Annotated in this window: 16 protein-coding genes; 10 read left to right on the top strand and 6 right to left on the bottom strand. The window is 69.2% G+C overall.

The genetic code is table 11. The annotated features are described in order from the left end of the window. Positions 1-28: 28 nt before the first annotated feature. From HWX07_RS09370 to HWX07_RS09360, 3 genes are all read left to right on the top strand, one after another. Positions 29-1,552 carry a hypothetical protein gene (locus HWX07_RS09370; RefSeq protein WP_175876096.1) on the top strand — a complete coding sequence of 508 codons (1,524 nt, stop codon included), beginning with the start codon at positions 29-31 and terminating at the stop codon, positions 1,550-1,552. A gap of 33 nt (positions 1,553-1,585) precedes the next feature. Beyond that, positions 1,586-1,912: a hypothetical protein gene (locus tag HWX07_RS09365; protein WP_006481339.1), complete on the top strand. Its 327-nt coding sequence runs from the start codon at positions 1,586-1,588 to the stop codon at positions 1,910-1,912. A 147-nt stretch (positions 1,913-2,059) separates the two neighbouring features. Beyond that, the gene (locus HWX07_RS09360; protein ID WP_175876095.1) at positions 2,060-3,112 is read left to right on the top strand and encodes an AraC family transcriptional regulator; all 1,053 of its coding nucleotides are present in this window, start codon (positions 2,060-2,062) and stop codon (positions 3,110-3,112) included. 44 nt (positions 3,113-3,156) lie between these two features. On the opposite strand, the gene HWX07_RS09355 is transcribed toward HWX07_RS09360, so the two are convergent. Both HWX07_RS09355 and HWX07_RS09350 read right to left on the bottom strand, forming a co-directional pair. Beyond that, positions 3,157-4,569, bottom strand: a complete 1,413-nt coding sequence (locus HWX07_RS09355; RefSeq protein ID WP_175876094.1) for a 3-deoxy-D-arabino-heptulosonate 7-phosphate synthase — start codon at positions 4,567-4,569, stop codon at positions 3,157-3,159. 31 nt (positions 4,570-4,600) lie between these two features. After that, positions 4,601-5,362, bottom strand: a complete 762-nt coding sequence (locus HWX07_RS09350) for a fumarylacetoacetate hydrolase family protein (RefSeq protein WP_175876093.1) — start codon at positions 5,360-5,362, stop codon at positions 4,601-4,603. A gap of 305 nt (positions 5,363-5,667) precedes the next feature. On the opposite strand from HWX07_RS09350, the gene HWX07_RS09345 reads away from it, so the two are divergent. The 5 genes from HWX07_RS09345 (at position 5,668) to HWX07_RS09325 (ending at position 9,659) form a co-directional block, all read left to right on the top strand. After that, the gene (locus tag HWX07_RS09345) at positions 5,668-6,147 is read left to right on the top strand and encodes a universal stress protein (protein WP_175876092.1); all 480 of its coding nucleotides are present in this window, start codon (positions 5,668-5,670) and stop codon (positions 6,145-6,147) included. A 13-nt stretch (positions 6,148-6,160) separates the two neighbouring features. Next, complete coding sequence (locus tag HWX07_RS09340) at positions 6,161-6,352, top strand: DUF2964 family protein (RefSeq protein ID WP_011545639.1); 192 nt, start codon at positions 6,161-6,163, stop codon at positions 6,350-6,352. A 186-nt stretch (positions 6,353-6,538) separates the two neighbouring features. After that, positions 6,539-8,275, top strand: a complete 1,737-nt coding sequence (locus HWX07_RS09335; protein ID WP_175876091.1) for a site-specific integrase — start codon at positions 6,539-6,541, stop codon at positions 8,273-8,275. Between the two features lie 56 nt (positions 8,276-8,331). Then, the gene (locus HWX07_RS09330; RefSeq protein WP_006481332.1) at positions 8,332-8,655 is read left to right on the top strand and encodes a TfoX/Sxy family protein; all 324 of its coding nucleotides are present in this window, start codon (positions 8,332-8,334) and stop codon (positions 8,653-8,655) included. Between the two features lie 89 nt (positions 8,656-8,744). Continuing rightward, positions 8,745-9,659 carry a hypothetical protein gene (locus HWX07_RS09325; protein ID WP_175876090.1) on the top strand — a complete coding sequence of 305 codons (915 nt, stop codon included), beginning with the start codon at positions 8,745-8,747 and terminating at the stop codon, positions 9,657-9,659. Positions 9,660-9,697: 38 nt separating this feature from the next. Here the strand turns inward: HWX07_RS09325 and HWX07_RS09320 are convergent, their stop codons facing one another. Beyond that, the gene (locus HWX07_RS09320; RefSeq protein WP_175876089.1) at positions 9,698-10,849 is read right to left on the bottom strand and encodes a branched-chain amino acid ABC transporter substrate-binding protein; all 1,152 of its coding nucleotides are present in this window, start codon (positions 10,847-10,849) and stop codon (positions 9,698-9,700) included. Positions 10,850-10,887: 38 nt separating this feature from the next. Further along, a complete protein-coding gene (locus HWX07_RS09315) occupies positions 10,888-12,117 on the bottom strand; it encodes an FAD-dependent oxidoreductase (RefSeq protein ID WP_175876088.1) in 1,230 nt (409 codons plus the stop codon). Between the two features lie 231 nt (positions 12,118-12,348). Here HWX07_RS09315 and HWX07_RS09310 point away from each other — a divergent pair, with 231 nt between their 5' ends. Next, positions 12,349-13,761 (top strand): PLP-dependent aminotransferase family protein, encoded by a 1,413-nt coding sequence (locus HWX07_RS09310; RefSeq protein ID WP_175876087.1) that lies wholly within the window; start codon positions 12,349-12,351, stop codon positions 13,759-13,761. Between the two features lie 10 nt (positions 13,762-13,771). Here HWX07_RS09310 and HWX07_RS09305 read toward each other — a convergent pair whose 3' ends face one another. Then, on the bottom strand, positions 13,772-15,946 hold the full coding sequence (locus HWX07_RS09305) for a DUF4132 domain-containing protein (protein WP_175876086.1): 2,175 nt from the start codon (positions 15,944-15,946) through the stop codon (positions 13,772-13,774). A 564-nt stretch (positions 15,947-16,510) separates the two neighbouring features. On the opposite strand from HWX07_RS09305, the gene HWX07_RS09300 reads away from it, so the two are divergent. Further along, positions 16,511-17,935, top strand: a complete 1,425-nt coding sequence (locus HWX07_RS09300) for a PLP-dependent aminotransferase family protein (RefSeq protein WP_175682252.1) — start codon at positions 16,511-16,513, stop codon at positions 17,933-17,935. A gap of 57 nt (positions 17,936-17,992) precedes the next feature. Here HWX07_RS09300 and gcvA read toward each other — a convergent pair whose 3' ends face one another. Then, a complete protein-coding gene (gcvA, locus tag HWX07_RS09295) occupies positions 17,993-18,913 on the bottom strand; it encodes a transcriptional regulator GcvA (RefSeq protein ID WP_175876085.1) in 921 nt (306 codons plus the stop codon). Positions 18,914-18,961 lie beyond the last annotated feature (48 nt).

Raw genomic sequence — 18,961 nt, 5'->3', positions numbered from 1 at the left:
GCCGGACAACGAAAACAAGAGGATTCCGATGAAACCCATTACATGGATGGTCATGGCGGCCGCGCTCGCGCTGACCGCATGCGGCGGCGACGATGTCGCGCCGAACGGCGGCGCGTCGTCATCGTCGTCGACGCCGACGAATCCCGGTTCGCCGTCCGGCTCGACGTCGCCCGGGGGCGGAACGAGCGGCGGGTCGAACGGCGGCCCGACCGGCGGCGGCACCGCGCAGCCGCAGGCCGGCTGGTCGACCGCCGCCGCGGTCGACGGCAAGGGGCCGGAGGGCGCCCCCAGCGTGACGATCGACGCGAGCGGCAATGCGCTCGCCACCTGGATGACCAACGGCCCGACCGGCGCGAACGGCAACGAGATGTGGGGCGCGCGCTATGCCGCGGGCTCCGGCTGGGGAACCGCGACGCGGCTCGATACGGGCGACGGCTCGCATTCGATGAACACGACGAGCTCGAGTCCGTCGCGCGTGGTCGGCAACGCGAGCGGGCAGGCCGTCGCGTTCTGGACCGAATGGATGCCGGGCCCGAACACGTATGCGCTGTGGGCGCGCCCGTACAGCCCGGCCGGCGGCTGGGGCACGGCGTTCGAAGTCGCGCCGGACGTGACGGGGTCGACCTATTCGGCCGGGATCGACGGCCAGGGCAACGCGCTCGTCGCGTGGACCCAGTCGATCAGCCTGCTCGATACGCGTATCGCATGGACGCGCTACACGCAGTCCGGACAGTGGGCACCGACGGCGCTGATCCAGATGCCGGTGCAGACCGGGCCGGGCGCGGTGACCGGCGACACCGACAACGTGGGGCCGATGCTCTCGGTGCTGTCGTCCGGCCGGGCCGTGCTCGCGTGGCGGCAGACCAACCATACGCACTCGGCGTTGTGGACGGCCACGTACGACACCGCCAACGGCTGGACCGACGTCAACCAGGCCGTGTCGAACACGAGCCTGTTCACGACGATCATCTCGCCGGTGGCCGGCATGGACGCGAAGGGCAACATCACGCTGCTCTGGGGGCAGCTCGATGTGACGGGCGGGAAGCTCACCACCACCACGATGTCGCAACGCTACGTGTCCGGCAACGGATGGCAGCCCTCGCAGCCCGTCGCGCCCGCGATCGTCGAGCCGACCGGGTTCATCGCGACGCCGATGCTGGCCGTCAACGAAAACGGCGCGGCCGCCGCGATGTGGGCGGAAGGCGGCGCGGCGCTGCAGGTGAGCGTGTCCGATGCCAGCGGCAACTGGGGGCCGTTGCAGCGGCTGACGGAACACCTGAACGGCGCGGCGATCCAGTACCCGCCGCTCGTGGTCGATGCCGGAGGCAACGTGACGGTTGCGTGGCAGGACACCGGTTTGCCGGGTGCGTCGGCCGTCATCGCGGCCAGCTACCGGAAGGGCGCGTGGAGCGCGTCGACGGTGGCGCCGCAGAGCGCGTCGTGGCCCGCACTGGCCGTCAACGCGACGGGGGCGATGGCGCTCCTCTGGCAATCGTATGTCGCGACGATCGGTAGCCAGATCCAGGCCAGTTTTTATACGCCGGGCACGTAAGCGCCTCGTATTGGGGAAATCGAAGGAGAAACCATGAAGCAAACCTTGTATTGCACCGCCCGGACCGCGCTGGCCGTCACCGTCGCCGGCCTCGTGCTCGCCGCGTGCGGCTCGACGCAGATGAACATGGTCGACGTCCAGACGTCGACCGCGAAGACGCTCGGGCTCGCGTCGTCGGACGAGATCACGATCGCCAACGTCCAGTACGGGAAGAAGGACGGGCTGGGCGGCCAGAAGGTGAGTTACGACGCGACGACCGGCAAGGGGCGGCGTTTCGGCTGTACGGTGTTCATGATTCCGGGGCTCACGCCGATCGATCGGCCGACGTACAACAACTGGGAATGCCATCCGCAACGGTGATGGCCGCGATGACGACCACGCCCGGCGTCGGGCGTCGGTCGATTGCTTAGGGGGACGATGCACCGCGCGGGCCTTGCGCCCGCGCAATTTGGTCCGATAATCGACGAACCGATTCTTCCTGACCCGCCGGTTCGATAAAAAACTGTCATGGATCAAGCTGCATTTGTCCCTGTTTTCAAGTTCCGCACGACCGACTATCCCGAGCCGGACCGGTTCCACGTCTGGGTCAAGGACATGCTGTGCGACTACCGGCTCGACGACGACGGCGGCCACGGCCCGTGCGACGCGGAAGCAACCGGCGCGGCGCTCGGCCCGCTGATCTTGTCCGGCCGGCACTGGCACTCGCGTGCACCGACCTATACGGTGCGCCGCACGCCGCGGCGAATCCGGCTCGACGGACAGGATTCGATCCGCTTCACGCTGCTGCTCGGCGGCCGGCTGGCGAGCCATACCGGCGGGCCCGAATTGATCAAGGGCGCCGGCGACCTGTTCGTCTACGACGTCGCGCAGATCAACGACTGCAAGGTCGAGGCCGGCGACGTGATCAGCCTCGTCGTGCCCCGCTATCTGCTGCCGGCCCATGCAGCCCAGGCGCACGGCCAGACGCTGACGAGCGGCGTGGGCCGGCTGGTCGCCGACCAGATGCTGTCGCTGTTCCGCAACCTGCCGAACCTGCGCATGCAGGACGTGCCGAGCATCGTCCAGTCGATGCTGTTGCTGCTGGCCGCGGCGGTGTCGCCGAGCGCGCAGGCGTTGAACGACGCACGCGGCCCGATCGACCATGCGCTGGTCGATCGCGTGCGTCGCTACATCGACCTGCATTTGCTGGAGCCGGACCTCACGCCCGAACGGATCTGCCGCGACATCGGCGTGTCGCGGGCGCGGCTCTATCAGTTGTTCAAGGAAGAGGGCGGCGTGATGCGGCAGATCACGCGGCGGCGCTTGCGTCACGCGTATCACGTGCTCGGCGATCCGCATCGCCGGCATCAGCGCATCGCGGAAATCGCGTGGGCGCACGGCTTTCCCGACGAGAAATATTTTCACCGGTTGTTCAAGGCGGAATTCGGCCACACGCCGAAGGAGACGCTCGAGTGCGCGGCCGCGCCGATCTTGCTGCCCTACGGTGCAGCCGATGCGCGCTGGGGCGACGGCGGCCGGCTGGCGGGATGGACGCTGCCGTTCGGGGTGCTCACCAACTGAGCCTGCCGCGCGTGAGCATCGCGCGGTGAACGCGCGCTAGCGCATCACGCACAGACGCTGCTGGCGATGCTTCCGTCATCCATCTCGTCGAGCACCGCGCGCAAGTCGTCGATGGCCACCATCAGTTCGCGGACCTGCCGCAACGACGGGTACTGATGCAGCACGGCTTGCCACTGCGGCAGGGTCAGCAGCGCGTGCCAGATGACGCCGAGGCCGTCCGGATCGGCATCCAGCCGTTGCGCGAGCGCGCTCGCGTATTCGAGGCTCGCCTGCGCGGACAGCAACTGCATCCGGCTTGCGGCGCTCAGCAGGCGCGGCGACGTGTCCGCGGACGCGTCGCAGCAATACAGCACTTCGCGTGGCAGCGCCGCTTCGTCGGTCGTCAATGCATGCAGCGATGCGCCATGCACGTGCACCGTGCCCTGATGCGTCTCGAATGCATAGACCGTGTCGGGCGCGGCCTGCGCGAGCAGGTTCAGGCCGCGCAGCAGCCGCGGCAGATCGGTCGTCGCGGCATCCGCGGAGGCCTTCGCTTCGACCAGGAAGCGCACGTTCCATGCGGACGCCGGGTCGCTGCCGCGCGCGCGTTCGAGCAGGATCGCGTCCCATTCGGTTTTCGCGCGGTCGTGCCGGCCCGGGATCGACGAAGGCACGCGCATCGACGTGACCACGCGGTAGGTGCGCTGCGCGTCCACCGCGTCGAGCCTGCGCGCCAGTGCGTCGAGCGCCTGGGCCGCCAGCGCCTCGACGGCCGCGCCGCGCTGCTGGGATGCGGCGCCCTGCGCGACGGCGACCGTGCTGCCGACGAGCGGCCCCTGACGGACCCACAGCGCGCGGTAGCGACGGACGTCCTCGTCCGCGGCCAGCGCATCGAGCCGCAGCATGCGTTCGAGTGCGGGGCTGTCCTTGAGCCTGACGATGTCCTGCTCGAACGCCGCGTCGGTCGCCATCCCGGGCAGCGCGAGCAGGTGCGCGAGCGCCGCATGCAGCTCGGCCCACGCCGCCGCGGTCGCGGCCGCATGCAGGCGCGCGAGGCCGTCGCGCTGCCATGCCAGTGCGCTGCGCTCGAGCTTGGCCGGATGCGCGATCGCATTGACGGCCGAATGGAGCGCACGCCGGTCCTGCTCGGCGTGCGCGGACAACGAGGCGTATTCGCGCACGTTCGGCGCATCGTGGCGCAGCACCGAGGCCTGAAACGACGGATCGCCGGATGACGGATCCATCGCGTCCCGGATCATCCGCGCGAGCGCATCGATGAAGCGTTGCCGCAAGTCCGTGCCGGGCGCGTGACCGTCCGCCCGCATCCTGCGCGCTTCCTCGATCACGACCGCCAGCGCGGTGGCCGGGTGCGTTGCGTCGGTCAGCGACGACGCGCGTTCGAGCGGCGGCAGCCGGTAACGGCGCGCGACGGTGCGCAGCGTGGCGTCGAGCAGGGCGGGAAGCGGTGTCAGCGACATGGCGGGTTGGGCGTGAAAGAGACGTGACCCGTCACGCCGTCAACGTCACCGACAGGCTGCCGAGTTCGCCGAAGCGCACCGTCAGCACATCGCCGAGCGGCACCTCGATCGCGCCCGCGTACGAGCCCGTCGTCACGATCTGGCCGCCGCGCACCGCATCGCCGCGCGACGCGAGGAAATTGACGAGCCACACCAGCGGCTCGAGCGGATCGCCGTCCGGGTGGCGGCCGTCGATCGTGCGGTTCAGCGCGCCTTCGAACGACAGCGCGAGCGTCGCGAGCGGCATGTTCAATCCGTCGGGCACGACCGGGCCGACGCACAGCCCCTGGTTGAATTGCCCGTCGGCCAGCAGCTCGAACTTCGACGCGCGCGCCGGCTCCGCATAGCGGCAGCCGAGGACTTCGAGCACGATGCGCACCTCGCGGATCGCGGCGCGCACGTCGCCTTCGTCATACGGCTGCTCGCGTGCCGGCAGGTCACGATCGAGCACGAACGCGATTTCCGGTTCGATCCGCACGATCGGCCCGCCGACGACGCGGTACGGCGCATCGGCTTCGCGGATCGTCGACGCGAAGATCGGCGCCAAGATCACGCGATCGGGCGGCGGCAGCGCGCATTTCCAGCCGCCGACGGGTTCGCCGAGCAGGTCGGCGACGCGCTGCTGGATCGCGAGCGCGGTTTCGATGTCGTCGGGGCGCAGCGCATCGGGCAACAGCGGGCCGGGCGAGCCGGCATGGCGGGCGGCGACGAGATGCTGGGCGGCGCCGTCCACGCGTTCGGTAGTCGTTGTCATGTCGGTTGAGCGAATTGAAAGTGGGGCCGGCAAAAAAGGGCCGGACGAAAGTCGCATGGTCGATGATAGCGCCTTCGGCGCGATGGCCGCTCGAAAGGGCATCGGCGCACGCATGACCGGCCCGGCTCGCGGGCGTGCCGAAAACGCAAGCTTCCCCCTTCCCGTCGCGCCGTTTTGCCGCATGCGCGGCCGCCGGCGGGCTTGACCGCCGTCAATGTTCAAACCCGCCGCCGGCCGATGATGGAAACATGGCCGCGTACAACAGTGCGCGCGGCCATGCAAAAACTCACCCCAGCGAGGTTCGCATGTACGAGAAGATCATGGTGGCGGTCGACGGCAGCGCTTCGTCGAAACAGGCGCTGGCCGAAGCCGTGAAGGTGGCGCTGGCGGGCGATACGCACGTCAGCGTCGTGTATGTGGTCGACAAGTCGGTGCTGTGCACGTATGCCGGCCGTCTCGATCCGCACGCGCTCGTCGAGGAAATTCGCGACGACGGGCGCAAGGTGCTGCGCGAAGCCGAACAGATCATCGCGCTGGCCGGCGCGAAGGGCGAAGCCGAACTCGTCGAGACCGAAAGCATCGGCGAGGACATCGCGGAACGCCTGCAACGCTACGTGAAGGAGCGCGGGATCGATCTCGCGGTGGTCGGCACGCACGGGCGGCGCGGCATCCGGCGCGTGCTGCTCGGCAGTGTCGCCGAGCGTTTCGTGCGCGGCTCGAAGTGCCCGGTGCTGCTGATTCGCGGCGACGACGCCGACGAGTCGGCCGTCCCGGCCGCGGCCTGACGCGGCGCGCGCGATGATACGCCGCCAGTACCGGATCGTCGTCGCGGCGCTCGCCGTGTTCGTGTCGCTCGCCGGGATGATGGCCGTCGTGACGGGCCTGCTGTTCGATGCCGCGACGGCGCTGCGCGGCGGCGCCATCGCGTTGATCGTCGGCGTCGCCGGCTTCGTCGTGATGCTGAACCCGGGGCCGAAAGGCGAGGAGTGACGCGGGCGGGCGAGGTGGCGGCGCACGTCGGGCGTCGGTTTCGCGACGACCGGCGACCGCCGTTGCGCCGCCGTGATTTCGCCTGGTCGCTTGCCGTCGCCGGCGCCTTCGCACCGTCCTGCCCGATCGGGATATCGGCCGCTTCGACGTTGCCGCCCGCTCGGCGCTTCTGTCAAACTGGCGCCCATGAAACCGCGCCTCGCTTTACCGCCTTCCTCCGATTCCGCGCCTGCGCCCGCAGGCTTTCCCGACGCCGACGAACTGGCCGCGCTGCGTGCGTGGTACGCGGGCATGACCGTGCGGCAGGCCGTCGAACGCTACCTGCCCGACCGGCTCGGCGACGGGCGGTCGGCGCGCGGCGTGATCGGCGTGATTCGCCGTCGCCTCGTGCGCGTCGCGCGGCAGGTTGGCCGCCCCGATCTCGCGGAACGGCTCGGCCACGCGGACGGTGAGCGTTTGCGGGAGGCGAAAGCGGCCACCGACGCGATCGGGCTGCTGCGTCATGCGCGCGCGCCGGTCCCGCAGATCAGCGACGACGTCGGCCTGTGGCTGCCGGCACGGGCGGTCGTGGCACTGCGTGCAAACGGGATCGCGACGCTCGCCGACCTGACGGTGCGGATTCCGCGCCGGCGCCAGTGGTGGCGCGCGATCGCGGGCCTCGGCATGGCCAGCGCGCGGCGCGTCGAGGCATTCTTCGCCGCGCATCCGGACCTGACCGAACGGGCGCGCGCGTTGATCGCCGCGACGCCGCGCGGCAGCATCGTGCCGTGGGAGCACCTGAAGCTGCCGCACGAAGTCGACGGCTCGGCCGGCACGTTCCGCGCGCCGCGCGCGACCAGCACGCTCGACGCGGACAACGATTACGCGGCCGTGCATACGTGGCTGTCGCTGCACGAATCGGCCGCGACGCGGCGCGCATACCGCAAGGAGGCCGAGCGGCTGATCCTGTGGGCGATCGTCGAGCGTGGCCGCGCGCTGTCGTCGCTGACCACCGAGGATGCGCTCGCGTATCGCGCGTTCATCCGCCGCCCGACGCCGCACGAACGCTGGGTCGGGCCCGTGCGGCCGCGCGGTGCGCCCGACTGGCGGCCGTTCTCCGGGGCGTTGTCCGCGCGGTCGGCGGCGTACACGCTGTCGGTGCTCGGCGCGCTGTTCCGCTGGCTGATCGAGCAGCGCTACCTGCTCGCGAATCCGTTCGCGGGCGTGAAGGTGCGCGAGACGCGCGGCGCGACCGCGCTCGACACGTCGCACGCGTTCACCGAAGGCGAGTGGCTGCTGGTCCGCACGATCGCCGACGGGCTCGAGTTCGGCAAGCGCCCGGTCAAGGGCGCGCCACAGTCGGGCTGGACGCCGGCCGCCGCGCAACGGCTGCGCTTCATTCTCGATTTCGGCTATGCGACCGGGCTGCGCGCGAGCGAACTGGTCGGCGCGACGCTCGGCGACATCGAGACGGATGCGCACGGCGACGCATGGCTGAAGGTGATCGGCAAGGGCAGCAAGGCGGCTCGCGTCGCGCTGCCGCCGCTGGCGCGCACGGCGCTCGATCGTTATCTGATCGCGCGCCGGTTGCCGGTCACGCCGGCGCGCTGGCGGCCCGATACGCCGCTGATTCCGCGCCTCGCGGAAGACGACGCGGCCGCGATCACGAGCGTGCGGCTGTGGAAGGTGATGCAGCGTTTCTTCGCGCAGACGGCCGACGCCGTCGAAGCCGATCACCCGGCGCTCGCGCACAAGCTGCGCCAGGCGAGCCCGCACTGGATGCGGCATACCCATGCGACCCACGCGCTGGCGCGCGGCGCGGAGCTGACGACGGTGCGCGACAACCTGCGGCATGCGTCGATCTCGACGACGTCGATCTACCTGCATGGCGACGACGTGAAGCGGGCGCGGCAGATGTCGAGTGCGTTCGGTATCGACAAATGAGTTGAACGGCGCGGCATCGACGCGGGTCAGACGATGTTTCGATCCCGGAGATTCGCATGGCATCGAGCCAGGGCACGGTCGATTTCATCGTCGAGCAGATCGCGGCGGCCGGTACGGTATCGGCGCGCAAGATGTTCGGCGAATACGGTATCTATTGCGACGGCAGAATGGTCGCGCTCGTGTGCGACGACCGGCTGTTCGTCAAGCCGACGCCCGAAGGCCGCGCTTATCTCGGCGCGTGCGACGAAGCCCCGCCGTATCCGGGCGCGAAGCCGCATCTCGTCATCGCCGGAGATCGCTGGGACGATCGCGAGTGGCTCGCGACGCTGATCCGGCTCACCGCCGCGCAATTGCCGCTGCCGGTGAAGCGCGGCCGATGACGATCATGCTGCATGCGACGTCACGCCCGCAGCGGCAGGCGTATTCTGTGACACATGCGCGCGACCATCGTGCGCCACGGAGTAAACACATGGAGACATCCGGACCTTCACGCGGCACGCGGCATGCGCGCCGCGTCTGGCACGTGCTCGTCGCGACCCTGTGCGTGGGCTGGAGCGCGCTGTCGTTCGGTGCGGAGGGCGCGAACGGTGCGGCCGCGCTGCTCGAGCGCTACCGCAGCCTCGGCGCGCAACTGAAGGACAACGCGTTTCACCGGCCCGTGGTCCTCGAATCGTCGGAAGCGTCGTCGTCGCTGAAGGGCGACATCTATGCGGTCGTCGATTATCCGTTCGCGCTCGTGAACGGCCAGCTCAACGATCCCGCGCAAGGCCCCGCGAACTGGTGCGCGGTGCTGATCCTGCACCTGAACACGAAGTACTGTCACGCGTCGAGCGGCGGTAACGGCGCGGTGCTCGACGTGAACCTCGGCCGCAAGATCGAGCAGAAGCTGTCGGATACCTACCGCGTGCAGTTCCGCTATCACGTGGCGGCCGCGACGCCCGACTATTTCCAGGTGGACCTGACCGCCGACAGCGGCCCGATGGGTACGAAGGATTACCGGATCGCGCTGGAGGCCGTGCCGGTCGGCGCGTCGCGCACGTTCCTGCATCTCACGTATTCGTATGGCTTCGGCACGGTCGGCCGGATGGCGATGAAGACCTACCTCGCGACGGTCGGCAGCGACAAGGTCGGGTTCACGAACGTCGGCGCGGCCGCGCAGCCGCGTTACGTCGGCGGCGTGCGCGGGCTGCTGGAGCGCAACACGATGCGTTATTACCTCGCGATCGACACGTATCTCGCGACGCTCGACAAGCCGGTCGACCAGCGCCTCGCGCGCTGGTTCGACGCGACCGAGCAGTATCCGCAGCAACTGCACGAAGTGGAGCGCGGCGCGTATCTGCAGATGAAAGCGCAGGAGGTGCAGCGGCAGCAGACGGCGCGATAGGGGGCGCCTGCCGCCTGCCGCCCGCCGCCCGGCGTCGATCAGTTCGACGCGCCGCCGACCGTGCGAATGCTGTGCCATTGCCCCTGTTCGACGCGGAACAGCGTGTACGGCGGCTTGACCAGGTCGCCGCGCTCGTCGAACGAGATCTTGCCGGTCACGCCGGTGACCGATACGCCGGGCAGGCTCGCGACGATCTTGCCGCGATCGGGCGAGTCGGCCTTGCGGACCGCCGCGATCATCGCGAGCGCGGCGTCGTACGCGAACGGCGCATACAGTTCGACGTCCTGGTTGAAGCGCGCCTTGTAGCGCTGCGCGAACGCGACGGCCGACGGCAGCTTGTCGAGCGCCGGACCGGGCTCCAGATCCTGCGTGCCTTCGCCCGCGTTGCCGGCGATCTTCAGGAACGCGTTGCTTTTCAATGCGCCGGCGCCGAACAGTTGCGCGCGGATGCCGAGCGAGCGCATCTGCTTGACGAGCATCGCGCCCTGTTCGTCGAGCCCGCCGAAGAACAGCAGGTCGATGTTGTTGCTCTTCATCGTCGTCAGGATGCCGCGGAAATCGACGGCCTTGTCGTTCGTGTATTCACGGCCGACGATGCTGCCGTGCGCGTCCTTCACGCCCTTCTCGAACGCGTCGGCGAGACCCTGGCCGAACGCGGTGCGATCGTCGATGATGCCGATCCGCTTCGCCTTCAGCTGCTCGACCGCGAAGCGGCCGGCCACCACGCCGCCGACACCGTCGTGCCCCATCGTGCGGAACACGTTCCTGAAGCCTTGCATCGTCAGTTGCGGATTGGTCGAGCCGGGCGTGATCATCGCGACGTTCGCCTGCTTGTAGACGGCCGACGCCGGAATGCTGCAGCCGGAGTTGTAATGGCCGATCACGCCGACCACGCCGTCGTCGACGAGCTTCTGCGCGACCTGGATCGCGATGCGCGGATCGGCCTGGTCGTCCTGCACGTCGAGCACGAAGCGCACCGGTTTGCCGCCGATGGTCGGATGCTTCGCGTTTTCCTCGTCGAGGGCGAGCTGCGCGCCGTATTGCAGATCCTTGCCGACGCGCGCAACCGGCCCCGTCAGCGGGCCGGCGAAGCCGATCTTGATGGTTTCCGGGTCCGCGGCCTGCGCGGACGCCGCGACCGTGCCGATCGAGCAGACGGCCAGCCAGGCCAGCCAGTAACGACGATTCATGATGTTTCTCCTTGCAGGGGTGGAAATCGTGGCGCGCGTCAGAATCGCGCGGCCCGGTATGGCGTGAGGTCCAGCGGCGGTGCGCGCCGGGCGACGAGGTCGGCGACGATCTGCCCGGTGATGCCGGCGAGCGTCACACCGAGATGCTGATGACCGAATGCGTGGATCACGCGCGCGCTGTCGCGTGCGCGGCCGATGACGGGCACGCCGTCGGGCAGCGTTGGCCGGAAGCCGAGCCAGCTGCGCGTCGGCGTGCCGAGCGACGGCACGGCTTCGCGCGCGGAGCGCGTGAGCAACGCGACCAGCGACGGATTCATCGGCGCGTCGAAGCCGCCGAGCTCGACGGTGCCGGCCGCGCGCAGCCCTTCGTCGAGCGGCGTCATGTAGAAGCCGCGCTCGGCCCAGCCGACCGGTCGCGTGACGATCGGCTCGTGCGCACCGAACTGCACGTGATAGCCGCGCTCGGTATCGAGCGGCACCGCATCGCCGCACGCGGCTGCCAATTCGCGCGAACGGGCGCCCGCGGCGATGACGACGTGATCGAACGCGCGCACCGTGCCGCCCGCGTGCACGTTCACGCTGTCGCCGGCCGGGGCGATCCGTTCGACCCGCGCGCGTTCGAGCGTCGCGCCGGTGGCGGCGAGCTGGGCGAACAGTTCGCCGAGAAACCCGTGCGGATCGGAGAAATGCCAGCTGCCGGCGAACAGTACGCCGCGCGAGAAGATCGGCGCGAGCGCGGGCTCGAGCCGGCGGATCGCGCTTGCATCGAGCGTCTCGAACGGCACGTCGAGCCGGCGCCGCAGCGCGAGCGACGGCTGCGCGGCGTCGAACGACGCCTGCCGCGCGTACAGGTACAGGCATTCGCGCGGCTGCACGAACGCCGCGAGCCGCGACGGCGCGAGCAGCGGCGCATAGCCGTCGGCGGCGCGCGACAGCAGCGCGGCCAGCGCACGCGCGCTGCGTGCGTGGCGCGCGGGCGTCGACGCGAGCAGAAACCTCGCGAGCCAGGGCGCGCCGTGCAGCAGGTACGGCCAGCGGATGCGCAGCGGGCTGTCGGCGGCGAACAGGAAGTGCGGCAGGTCGCGGAACACCGACGGGCCGTTCACCGGCACGCAACCGTACGGCGCGAACGTCGCGGCATTGCCGAACGACGCGCCCTGGCCGACGCCGGCCGGATCGAACAGCGTCACGCGATGGCCGTCGCGCTGCAGCCACGCCGCCGCGCCGAGCCCGATGAAGCCTGCACCCACGATGGCGACGTTCGCCATGACGCTTCCCCTTCTAAGGAGATGATTCACACAAAGTTGCAATCAAGAATCACACATTAAATTTTTGTATGCAATCAAAATAATATTGTGTGGTGCTGGCGTTTACCCGATTTCAACTTGCTGATTCAGCAGACTTTTCAGTGAATGATTGACGGAGAAGGGAGGTCCTATACAATCGCGGGGCAAGCCAAAACGGCAGACAAACGCTTTTTGTGTGGTCACGGGCGATAGATGGCATCAGACAAACTTTCCGGCGAGCGCGATGGCGGCCTGCCGGCACCGGCGAAGCGACCGACCTACGTCGAGGTATCGAGCTCGATCGAGGCGGAAATCCGCAACGGCATGTATCCGCCCGGCAGCCGCCTGCCGCCGCAGCGCCAGCTCGCGACCGAACTCGGCATCAACGTGTCGACGGTGTCGCGTGCGTACAAGGAGTTGCAGTTGCGCGGCCTCGTGATCGGCAGCAAGCGTCGCGGCTCGCTCGTCACCGGCGGCGCGATGCCGAGCATCGAGCCGGCCCGCGCATCGCTTGCGGCGGGCAACGGCGTGATCGACCTGACCGTGAACCGCCCGGCGACCGGCGAATTTCTCGCGAGCCTCGCGCAGACCTTCGCCACGCTGCCGAACGACCCGCGATTTGCCGCGCTGCAGGAGTACCAGCCGCCGCAAGGCCCCGACTGGGCGCGTGCGGCCGGCGCGCAATGGCTGGCCGCGCCGGGCTTCGCGCCGTCGCCCGACCAGGTGGTCGTCACGAGCGGCGCGCAGCACGGGCTGTATGCGGTGCTCAACAGCCTGATCGGCACCGACGGCGTGATCGTCGCCGACCGCCTCACGTATTACGGGCTCAAGGCGCTCGCGCCGGTGTTCCAGTTCGAGATCGTCAGCGCGCCGGCCGACGACGACGGCCTGCTGCCCGACGAGATCGAACGGATCTGCCAGCGCATGCCGGTCAAGGCGATCTTCGTCGTGCCGAACCTGCAGAACCCGACCGTGACGACGATGAGCCTCGCGCGCCGCATGGCGCTCGTCGACATCGCGCGGCGCCATCACGTGACGATCATCGAGGACGACGTGTACGGCCCGCTCGTGCGCGACCGGCTGCCGGCGATCGCGGGGCTGGGCCCGGAGCTGACGTTCCATATCGGCGCGACGTCGAAGATCCTCGCGCCGGGGCTGCGCCTCGGCTACCTGAGCTGCCCGCGCGACAGCGTCGCGCTGTGCGCGGAAGCCGTGCGCACCACCGCATGGATGCCGGCGCCCACGTCGATGTTGATCGCGACGGTATGGATCGAGGACGGCACCGCCGAGCGGATCATGGCCGCGCAACTCGCGGAGATTCGCGCACGCGTCGATCTCGCGCGGGAACTGCTGCCGGCCGGGCAGCTGAAGGCCGACCCCGCCTGCATGTTCGTGTGGCTGCGGCTGCCGCCGCCGTGGCGAGCCGACGACTTCGCCGCGAATGCGAAAGCGCGTGGCGTGATCGTGATGCCGTCGTCGACTTTCGCGGTCGACCGCGCGGAACTCGAGCACGGCGTGCGCATCAACCTCGCGTGCCCGGCCACCCGCGACGAACTCGTCAACGGGCTGCGCATCCTGTCCGGCACGCTGAAGGACCGGCCGCGCGCGCTGTTCGGTTCGATCTGAGGGCGCCGGCTCAGTCGAGCCACCCCGCGACGACGTCGACGATCCGCTGCAACAGCGCTTCGTCATAAGGCAGCCACGGCACCGCGCGCAGCGGCGACGGCGGCGGCGCGATCGCCGGTTCGACCGGCTCGCCGTCGCGCGTCACGCGGCCGGTCGCGCAATGCACCGACCACGCGCCGGCGCGCACGTGGCGTTCGTCGATCGTGATCCTCCCTTGCGCAACCGGTTCGGCGAATACGAGCGACAGCACCTGCCTGCGATGTCGCGCCATCACGCCGAGCGGCAGGTCCGACAACCGGTTCAGGCGCTGCCGGCGTTCCGTTTCGAGGTCGCGCTGGCGGGCCGGGTCCGTCGCGTCGGCAGCGGCCGCCGCGCGGGTGGCATCGTCGTCGAGCGCGAACGCGGACACGCTGACGAGCAGGTCGACCGCACGCGCGACTTCGGAGAACACGACGGGATCGATCTCGCCGATCGGCACTGGCGCCCAGCGCCCGCCGTGCCGGCGTTCGACATACAGCCGGCGCGACGTCCCGTGGCTTTCCGAACCCGGATAGAGCCGCGCATCGACGACGAAGGTCGCGCGCACGTCGCCGAATTCGCGGACGAGCGCGTCGCCGTACGCGCGGATCGACCAGCCTTCGCGGCGCGCGACGCCGAGCAGCGGCCGGCTCGACAGCACGTGACCTTCGAACATCGCGGTATCGCTGGCCGACGCGTCGTCGTCGCTCGGCACGTAGTACTCGCGGAACGCCTGCCTGATCGGTTGCCGCAGCGACCGGCCGACGATCGCGCGCTGCCACGCGAGCCGTTCGTCCGCGTCGGCCAGCAGCGGGTGCCATAGCCGGATGGTGCAGTCGCTGGCGATCTCGCATGCGTGGCCGGCCGCATCGCGCAGCACGACCTTGCCTTTGGCGATGTCGGGCATGAACGACTGCGTCGCGCCATCGCTGCGACACGCTTGCCAGATCATCCGCGCCGAGAACGCGGCGCCGGCCGGCGCATCGACGAGCCGCTCGCGCCATTCGGCGTGGCCGAGCGTCATCGGCTGCCAGAAGCCCGCTTCCATGCACGCGGCGAGCATCGCCGATTGTTTCTTGTCGGGTTTCGCGTCGAGCGTCATCCGCAGCGCGGTGTGCGGCCGCTCGCCGAGCGCGCGTTCGGCCGGCTTCAGGTTGCGCGCGAGTTTCTTCTGCACGCCCGCATGACGGACGACGGCCAGCGCGTCGCGCAGCGCGCGCACGCTCTCGGGTGTCGGGATCGTCTCGATCGCATGGCCGAGCGCGATCGCGAGCGACTGCGACGGCGCGGTTCTTGCGGCCGTCGGCGCGACGCACACGCCCGTCAGCAGCGGCCCGATCAGCGGGCGCAGCCATGCCTCGTCGCGATAGGCGGCCACGCGCGCGGCGCGTGAGAGCACTTGCGCGTCGTCGGTCGTGAACGCGCGATCGGCTTCGTAGGGCACGGTGCCGGCATGCAGCGCCGCGACCTGCCGCGCGGCTTCGGTCAACGCGTCGCGCGCGAAGGCGACGTACGCGGCTTCTTCCGCGAGCGTCACGGCCGGATCGCTGGAGTCGATCCACAGCCGCTTCGGCGCGAAATAGCCGCCGTCGGTCGCGGCCAGCGCGAGCAGCGCGGCCGGGCCGAGCGCCGGGAGCACGTCGAGTTCGCGTACGCGAAACGGCGAATCCGCGAGCAACTGTGCATAGGCGGCGTGCCGCGCCGAGAAATCGCGACGGCCCGCGAACCAGTCGAGCGCATACGCGGCATAGGCGGATGCCGCGCGCAATCCGCCTGCTTCCGGTTCCCCGGCGATCCGCACGAGTTCGGCCTGCAGCGCCGGCGACGGCAGCGCATCGAGGCAGGGCAGATCCTCCAGCGCGCGTTTCCACTCGCCGGCCGGCATGGCGCGGAACAGCTCGAGTGCAGCATCGGCGCCGATGAGCGGCTCGAGGCCGAGCGCGTCGATCTGCCGGTGCAGCCAGCGCGCGAATTCGGCGCGTGGGTCGCCGAACGCCTGATCGCGTACGAGGATCTCGTGCTCGACGCGCCGCAGCGCCGGCCACACGGCGCCGAGCGCGGGCGCGTCGAGCGCCGACAGGTCGATCGCCTCGTCGACGGAGCCCGCGTGGGCGGCCGGGTCGGTCAGCCGCGCGATCAGCAGCGCGACGAGGGCGTGGTCGGTCATCGTGTGCTCCTGGGGCGGCTGGATCGTTCCGGCGCGATTTCTTCTGTACTGGTCGCACGGCGCCGGGGCGCGCTTCCCGGGCCGGTGGGGTGTTCGAGCGTGTGCTGCATGGTCGGGCGCTCACCGTGAAAAAACTGGCGGGCGCACAGTATTGCACCCCGATTGCCGCAGCCGCGCGCAGGCCCGTGCGGCGGGCGTTCCAGGCCGGTCGGGCCCGCTCGGCCCGCATCCGGCTGTCCAGCCATTTCATAAGACGTACAGTTTTCCTGAGATGCGCGATTCGCGCCGAACTGTACTCTTGTTCGCGCGTTCGATGTGTGTACTCGTCGCCAACTGTTCTTCTCTTAAGATCCAATCATCAAGTGCACAGTGCCGCAGATCCCGCTGTTCCGGAACCCTGTCGGTGCATCTTCAAGAGAGAGCCAGTGCGATGGAAAAGGCAAAACCGGAGGGAAAGATCAGGAATCACGACGGCCCGGTCGGCGGGCGAAACACGTGCAACGCGTGCGTATCGGGCGCACATGGCGGGGCGGCGGGGCGGCGCGCGCCGGCAGGAGACGCACGATGAAACTCTATGAAAAACTCGCGGACGACATCGAGCGCTTGATCCGCCAGGGGGTGTACCGGCACGGCGACCGGATTCCGTCGGTGCGGCAGGCGAGCCAGCAGCACCGGATCAGCATCACGACCGTGCTGCATGCGTATCTGCTGCTGGAAAGCCGCGGGCTGCTCGAAAGCCGGCCGCAGTCGGGCTATTTCGTGAACCTGCGGCGCGACGACAGTCATGCGCCGGTACGCGAGCTGCGGCCGTCGAAGCCGATCGCGATCTCGTCGTCGGTGGACGTGAGCCGGCTCGTGCTGTCGACGCTGCGCTCGATCGGCACGGACGACGCGGTGCCGCTCGGCTCGCCGTATCCGGACCCGAGCCTGTTTCCGTTCGAGAAGCTGAACCGCTACGCGTACGCGGCCGGTCGCGACAAGTCGCTGTGGGGCGTGACCGACGGGCTGCCACCCGGACACCCGCGGTTGATCCGGCAGATCGCGCGCCGCTACCTGGAAAACGGGATGTCGGTGGACCCGAACGAGATCATCGTGACGGTCGGTGCGACGGAGGCGATCAACCTGTGCCTGCAGGCGGTGGCGAAGCCGGGCGACACGATCGCGGTGGAGTCGCCGACGTTCTACGCGATGCTGCACGCGATCGAACGGATGGGGATGAAGGCGATCGAGGTGGCGACGCATCCGGAATACGGGATCGACATCGCGGCGCTGGCCGCGATCGCGAAATCGCAGCCGATCGCCGCGTGCATGGTGATGCCGAACTTCCAGAATCCGCTGGGCTTCCAGATGCCGGACGAGCGCAAACGCGAACTGGTTGAGTTCGCAACGAAAGCCGGCATACCGATCATCGAGAACGGTGTGTATAACGAACTGTATTTCGGCGATACGCATCCGAGTTCGCTGAAGTCCTACGACCGGACCGGGATCGTGCTGCATTGCTCGTCGTTCTCGAAGAGCCTGACGGCCGCGTACCGGATCGGCTGGGCGCTGCCGGGCCGCTATCGCGATCAGGTCGAGAAGCTGAAGTTCCTCAATACGCTGGCGACGCCGTCGTTGCCGCAGTTGGCGATCGCGGAGTTTCTGGAACGCGACGGCTACGAGCATCACCTGCGGCGCCTGCGCAAGGCGTACGCGCAACAGGCGAATCTGATGCGCGCGATGGTGTCGCGGTTCTTTCCGGAAGGCACGCGTATTTCGAGCCCGGCAGGCGGCTACGTGCTGTGGGTCGAGTTGCCGGCGCAGGTCGATGCGATGCGGTTGTATCAGCTCGCGCTGGAGCAGGGGATCACGATCGGGCCGGGCTACATGTTCTCGATCACCGACAACTACCGGAATTTCATCCGGTTGAACTACAGCAGCCCGTGGTCGCCGGAGATCGAGCAGGCGGTGATCACGGTCGGGAAGCTGGCCGCGGCGTGCATGCGGTGAACGGGCGGCCGACATGGCTCGCCGGCGGTCGGACCGGCCATCTGCGACTCATGTCGTTCAAGCCCACCCGGCTGCCGAGAACGACCGTGCGGCGGAGCGTAGCCAACTGCAGAAGGCGTCGATCTGTGGCCGCGCGGTGGCCGCGCGCGTCGTCAACAGGTGGTAGCTGTAGGGCCCCTGCACCGGCTTGCCCGGTGCAATGGCCAATAGCCCCTGCCTGACCGCATCGGCAGCGAGGACGTCCGACGCCACGGCCACGCCCTGGCCCGCGATCGCGGCATCGAGCGTCAGATAGGTATGCGAGAAGCTCGGCCCCTGTCGCAAACGCGCCGCGCTCGCGTGCCCGTCCTGCATCCGGCACCAGCGCACCCAGTCCACCTGCTCCGGAATGCGGGCCTCGTATTCGTCGTGCAGCAGGGTCGCACACAACACATCGTCCACGGTGCGCAACGGCTTGCATAGCGACGGTTGGCCGACCGCGAGGAACGTTTCCGGCATCAGCTTTTCCGCGACGAGCCCCGGATAGGGGCCCACACCCAGGCGGATCGCCACGTCCACGCGCTCGCGGCTGAAGTCGACGGCGGGCACCGAAGCCAGCAGGCGCACCTCGATGTCGGGATGCAGCCGCCGGAACTCGCCCAGGCGCGGCATCAGCCAACGCGTGACGAACGACGGCATCGCGGTGACCGTGACCTCCGGCGAATCCGCGGCTTGCCGGATACCGAGCGACGCGCGCTCGAGCTCGTCCATCAAGCGTTCGATTTCCAGGAAGTAGCGCCGCCCGATCTCCGTCAACTGGACCGACCGGGCGCCACGCATGAACAACGGCGTTCCCAGCCACTCCTCCAGCAGCCGCACTTGATGCCCCACCGCACCGGACGTGACGCATAGCTCGTCACCCGCACGGGCAAAGCCGCCATGGCGCGCGGCCGCCTCGAAGGCGCGCACGGAGAGCAGGGGTGGAAGTTGTCGCGGCATGGCTCAGTTGAATTGAGTCTCAGTGTGGAAACGTTTGATTTGTTGCGC

The sequence above is a fragment of the Burkholderia sp. BCC0097 genome (assembly GCF_902832985.1).
Classification (GTDB): Bacteria; Pseudomonadota; Gammaproteobacteria; order Burkholderiales; family Burkholderiaceae; genus Burkholderia; species Burkholderia orbicola.
Note: the sequence above shows the minus strand (reverse complement) of the source record. Positions and strands in the feature narration are given on the sequence as shown.

What these genes read in the sequence shown, in the direction of transcription:
- HWX07_RS09310 (WP_175876087.1), top strand. Translation starts at nt 12,349, where the DNA reads ATGGCATCAGACAAACTTTCCGGCGAGCGCGATGGCGGCCTGCCGGCA.
- HWX07_RS09355 (WP_175876094.1), bottom strand. Translation starts at nt 4,569, where the DNA reads ATGTCGCTGACACCGCTTCCCGCCCTGCTCGACGCCACGCTGCGCACC.
- HWX07_RS09305 (WP_175876086.1), bottom strand. Translation starts at nt 15,946, where the DNA reads ATGACCGACCACGCCCTCGTCGCGCTGCTGATCGCGCGGCTGACCGAC.
- HWX07_RS09370 (WP_175876096.1), top strand. Translation starts at nt 29, where the DNA reads ATGAAACCCATTACATGGATGGTCATGGCGGCCGCGCTCGCGCTGACC.
- HWX07_RS09340 (WP_011545639.1), top strand. Translation starts at nt 6,161, where the DNA reads ATGATACGCCGCCAGTACCGGATCGTCGTCGCGGCGCTCGCCGTGTTC.
- HWX07_RS09335 (WP_175876091.1), top strand. Translation starts at nt 6,539, where the DNA reads ATGAAACCGCGCCTCGCTTTACCGCCTTCCTCCGATTCCGCGCCTGCG.
- gcvA (WP_175876085.1), bottom strand. Translation starts at nt 18,913, where the DNA reads ATGCCGCGACAACTTCCACCCCTGCTCTCCGTGCGCGCCTTCGAGGCG.
- HWX07_RS09350 (WP_175876093.1), bottom strand. Translation starts at nt 5,362, where the DNA reads ATGACAACGACTACCGAACGCGTGGACGGCGCCGCCCAGCATCTCGTC.
- HWX07_RS09345 (WP_175876092.1), top strand. Translation starts at nt 5,668, where the DNA reads ATGTACGAGAAGATCATGGTGGCGGTCGACGGCAGCGCTTCGTCGAAA.
- HWX07_RS09315 (WP_175876088.1), bottom strand. Translation starts at nt 12,117, where the DNA reads ATGGCGAACGTCGCCATCGTGGGTGCAGGCTTCATCGGGCTCGGCGCG.
- HWX07_RS09365 (WP_006481339.1), top strand. Translation starts at nt 1,586, where the DNA reads ATGAAGCAAACCTTGTATTGCACCGCCCGGACCGCGCTGGCCGTCACC.
- HWX07_RS09360 (WP_175876095.1), top strand. Translation starts at nt 2,060, where the DNA reads ATGGATCAAGCTGCATTTGTCCCTGTTTTCAAGTTCCGCACGACCGAC.
- HWX07_RS09320 (WP_175876089.1), bottom strand. Translation starts at nt 10,849, where the DNA reads ATGAATCGTCGTTACTGGCTGGCCTGGCTGGCCGTCTGCTCGATCGGC.
- HWX07_RS09300 (WP_175682252.1), top strand. Translation starts at nt 16,511, where the DNA reads ATGAAACTCTATGAAAAACTCGCGGACGACATCGAGCGCTTGATCCGC.
- HWX07_RS09325 (WP_175876090.1), top strand. Translation starts at nt 8,745, where the DNA reads ATGGAGACATCCGGACCTTCACGCGGCACGCGGCATGCGCGCCGCGTC.
- HWX07_RS09330 (WP_006481332.1), top strand. Translation starts at nt 8,332, where the DNA reads ATGGCATCGAGCCAGGGCACGGTCGATTTCATCGTCGAGCAGATCGCG.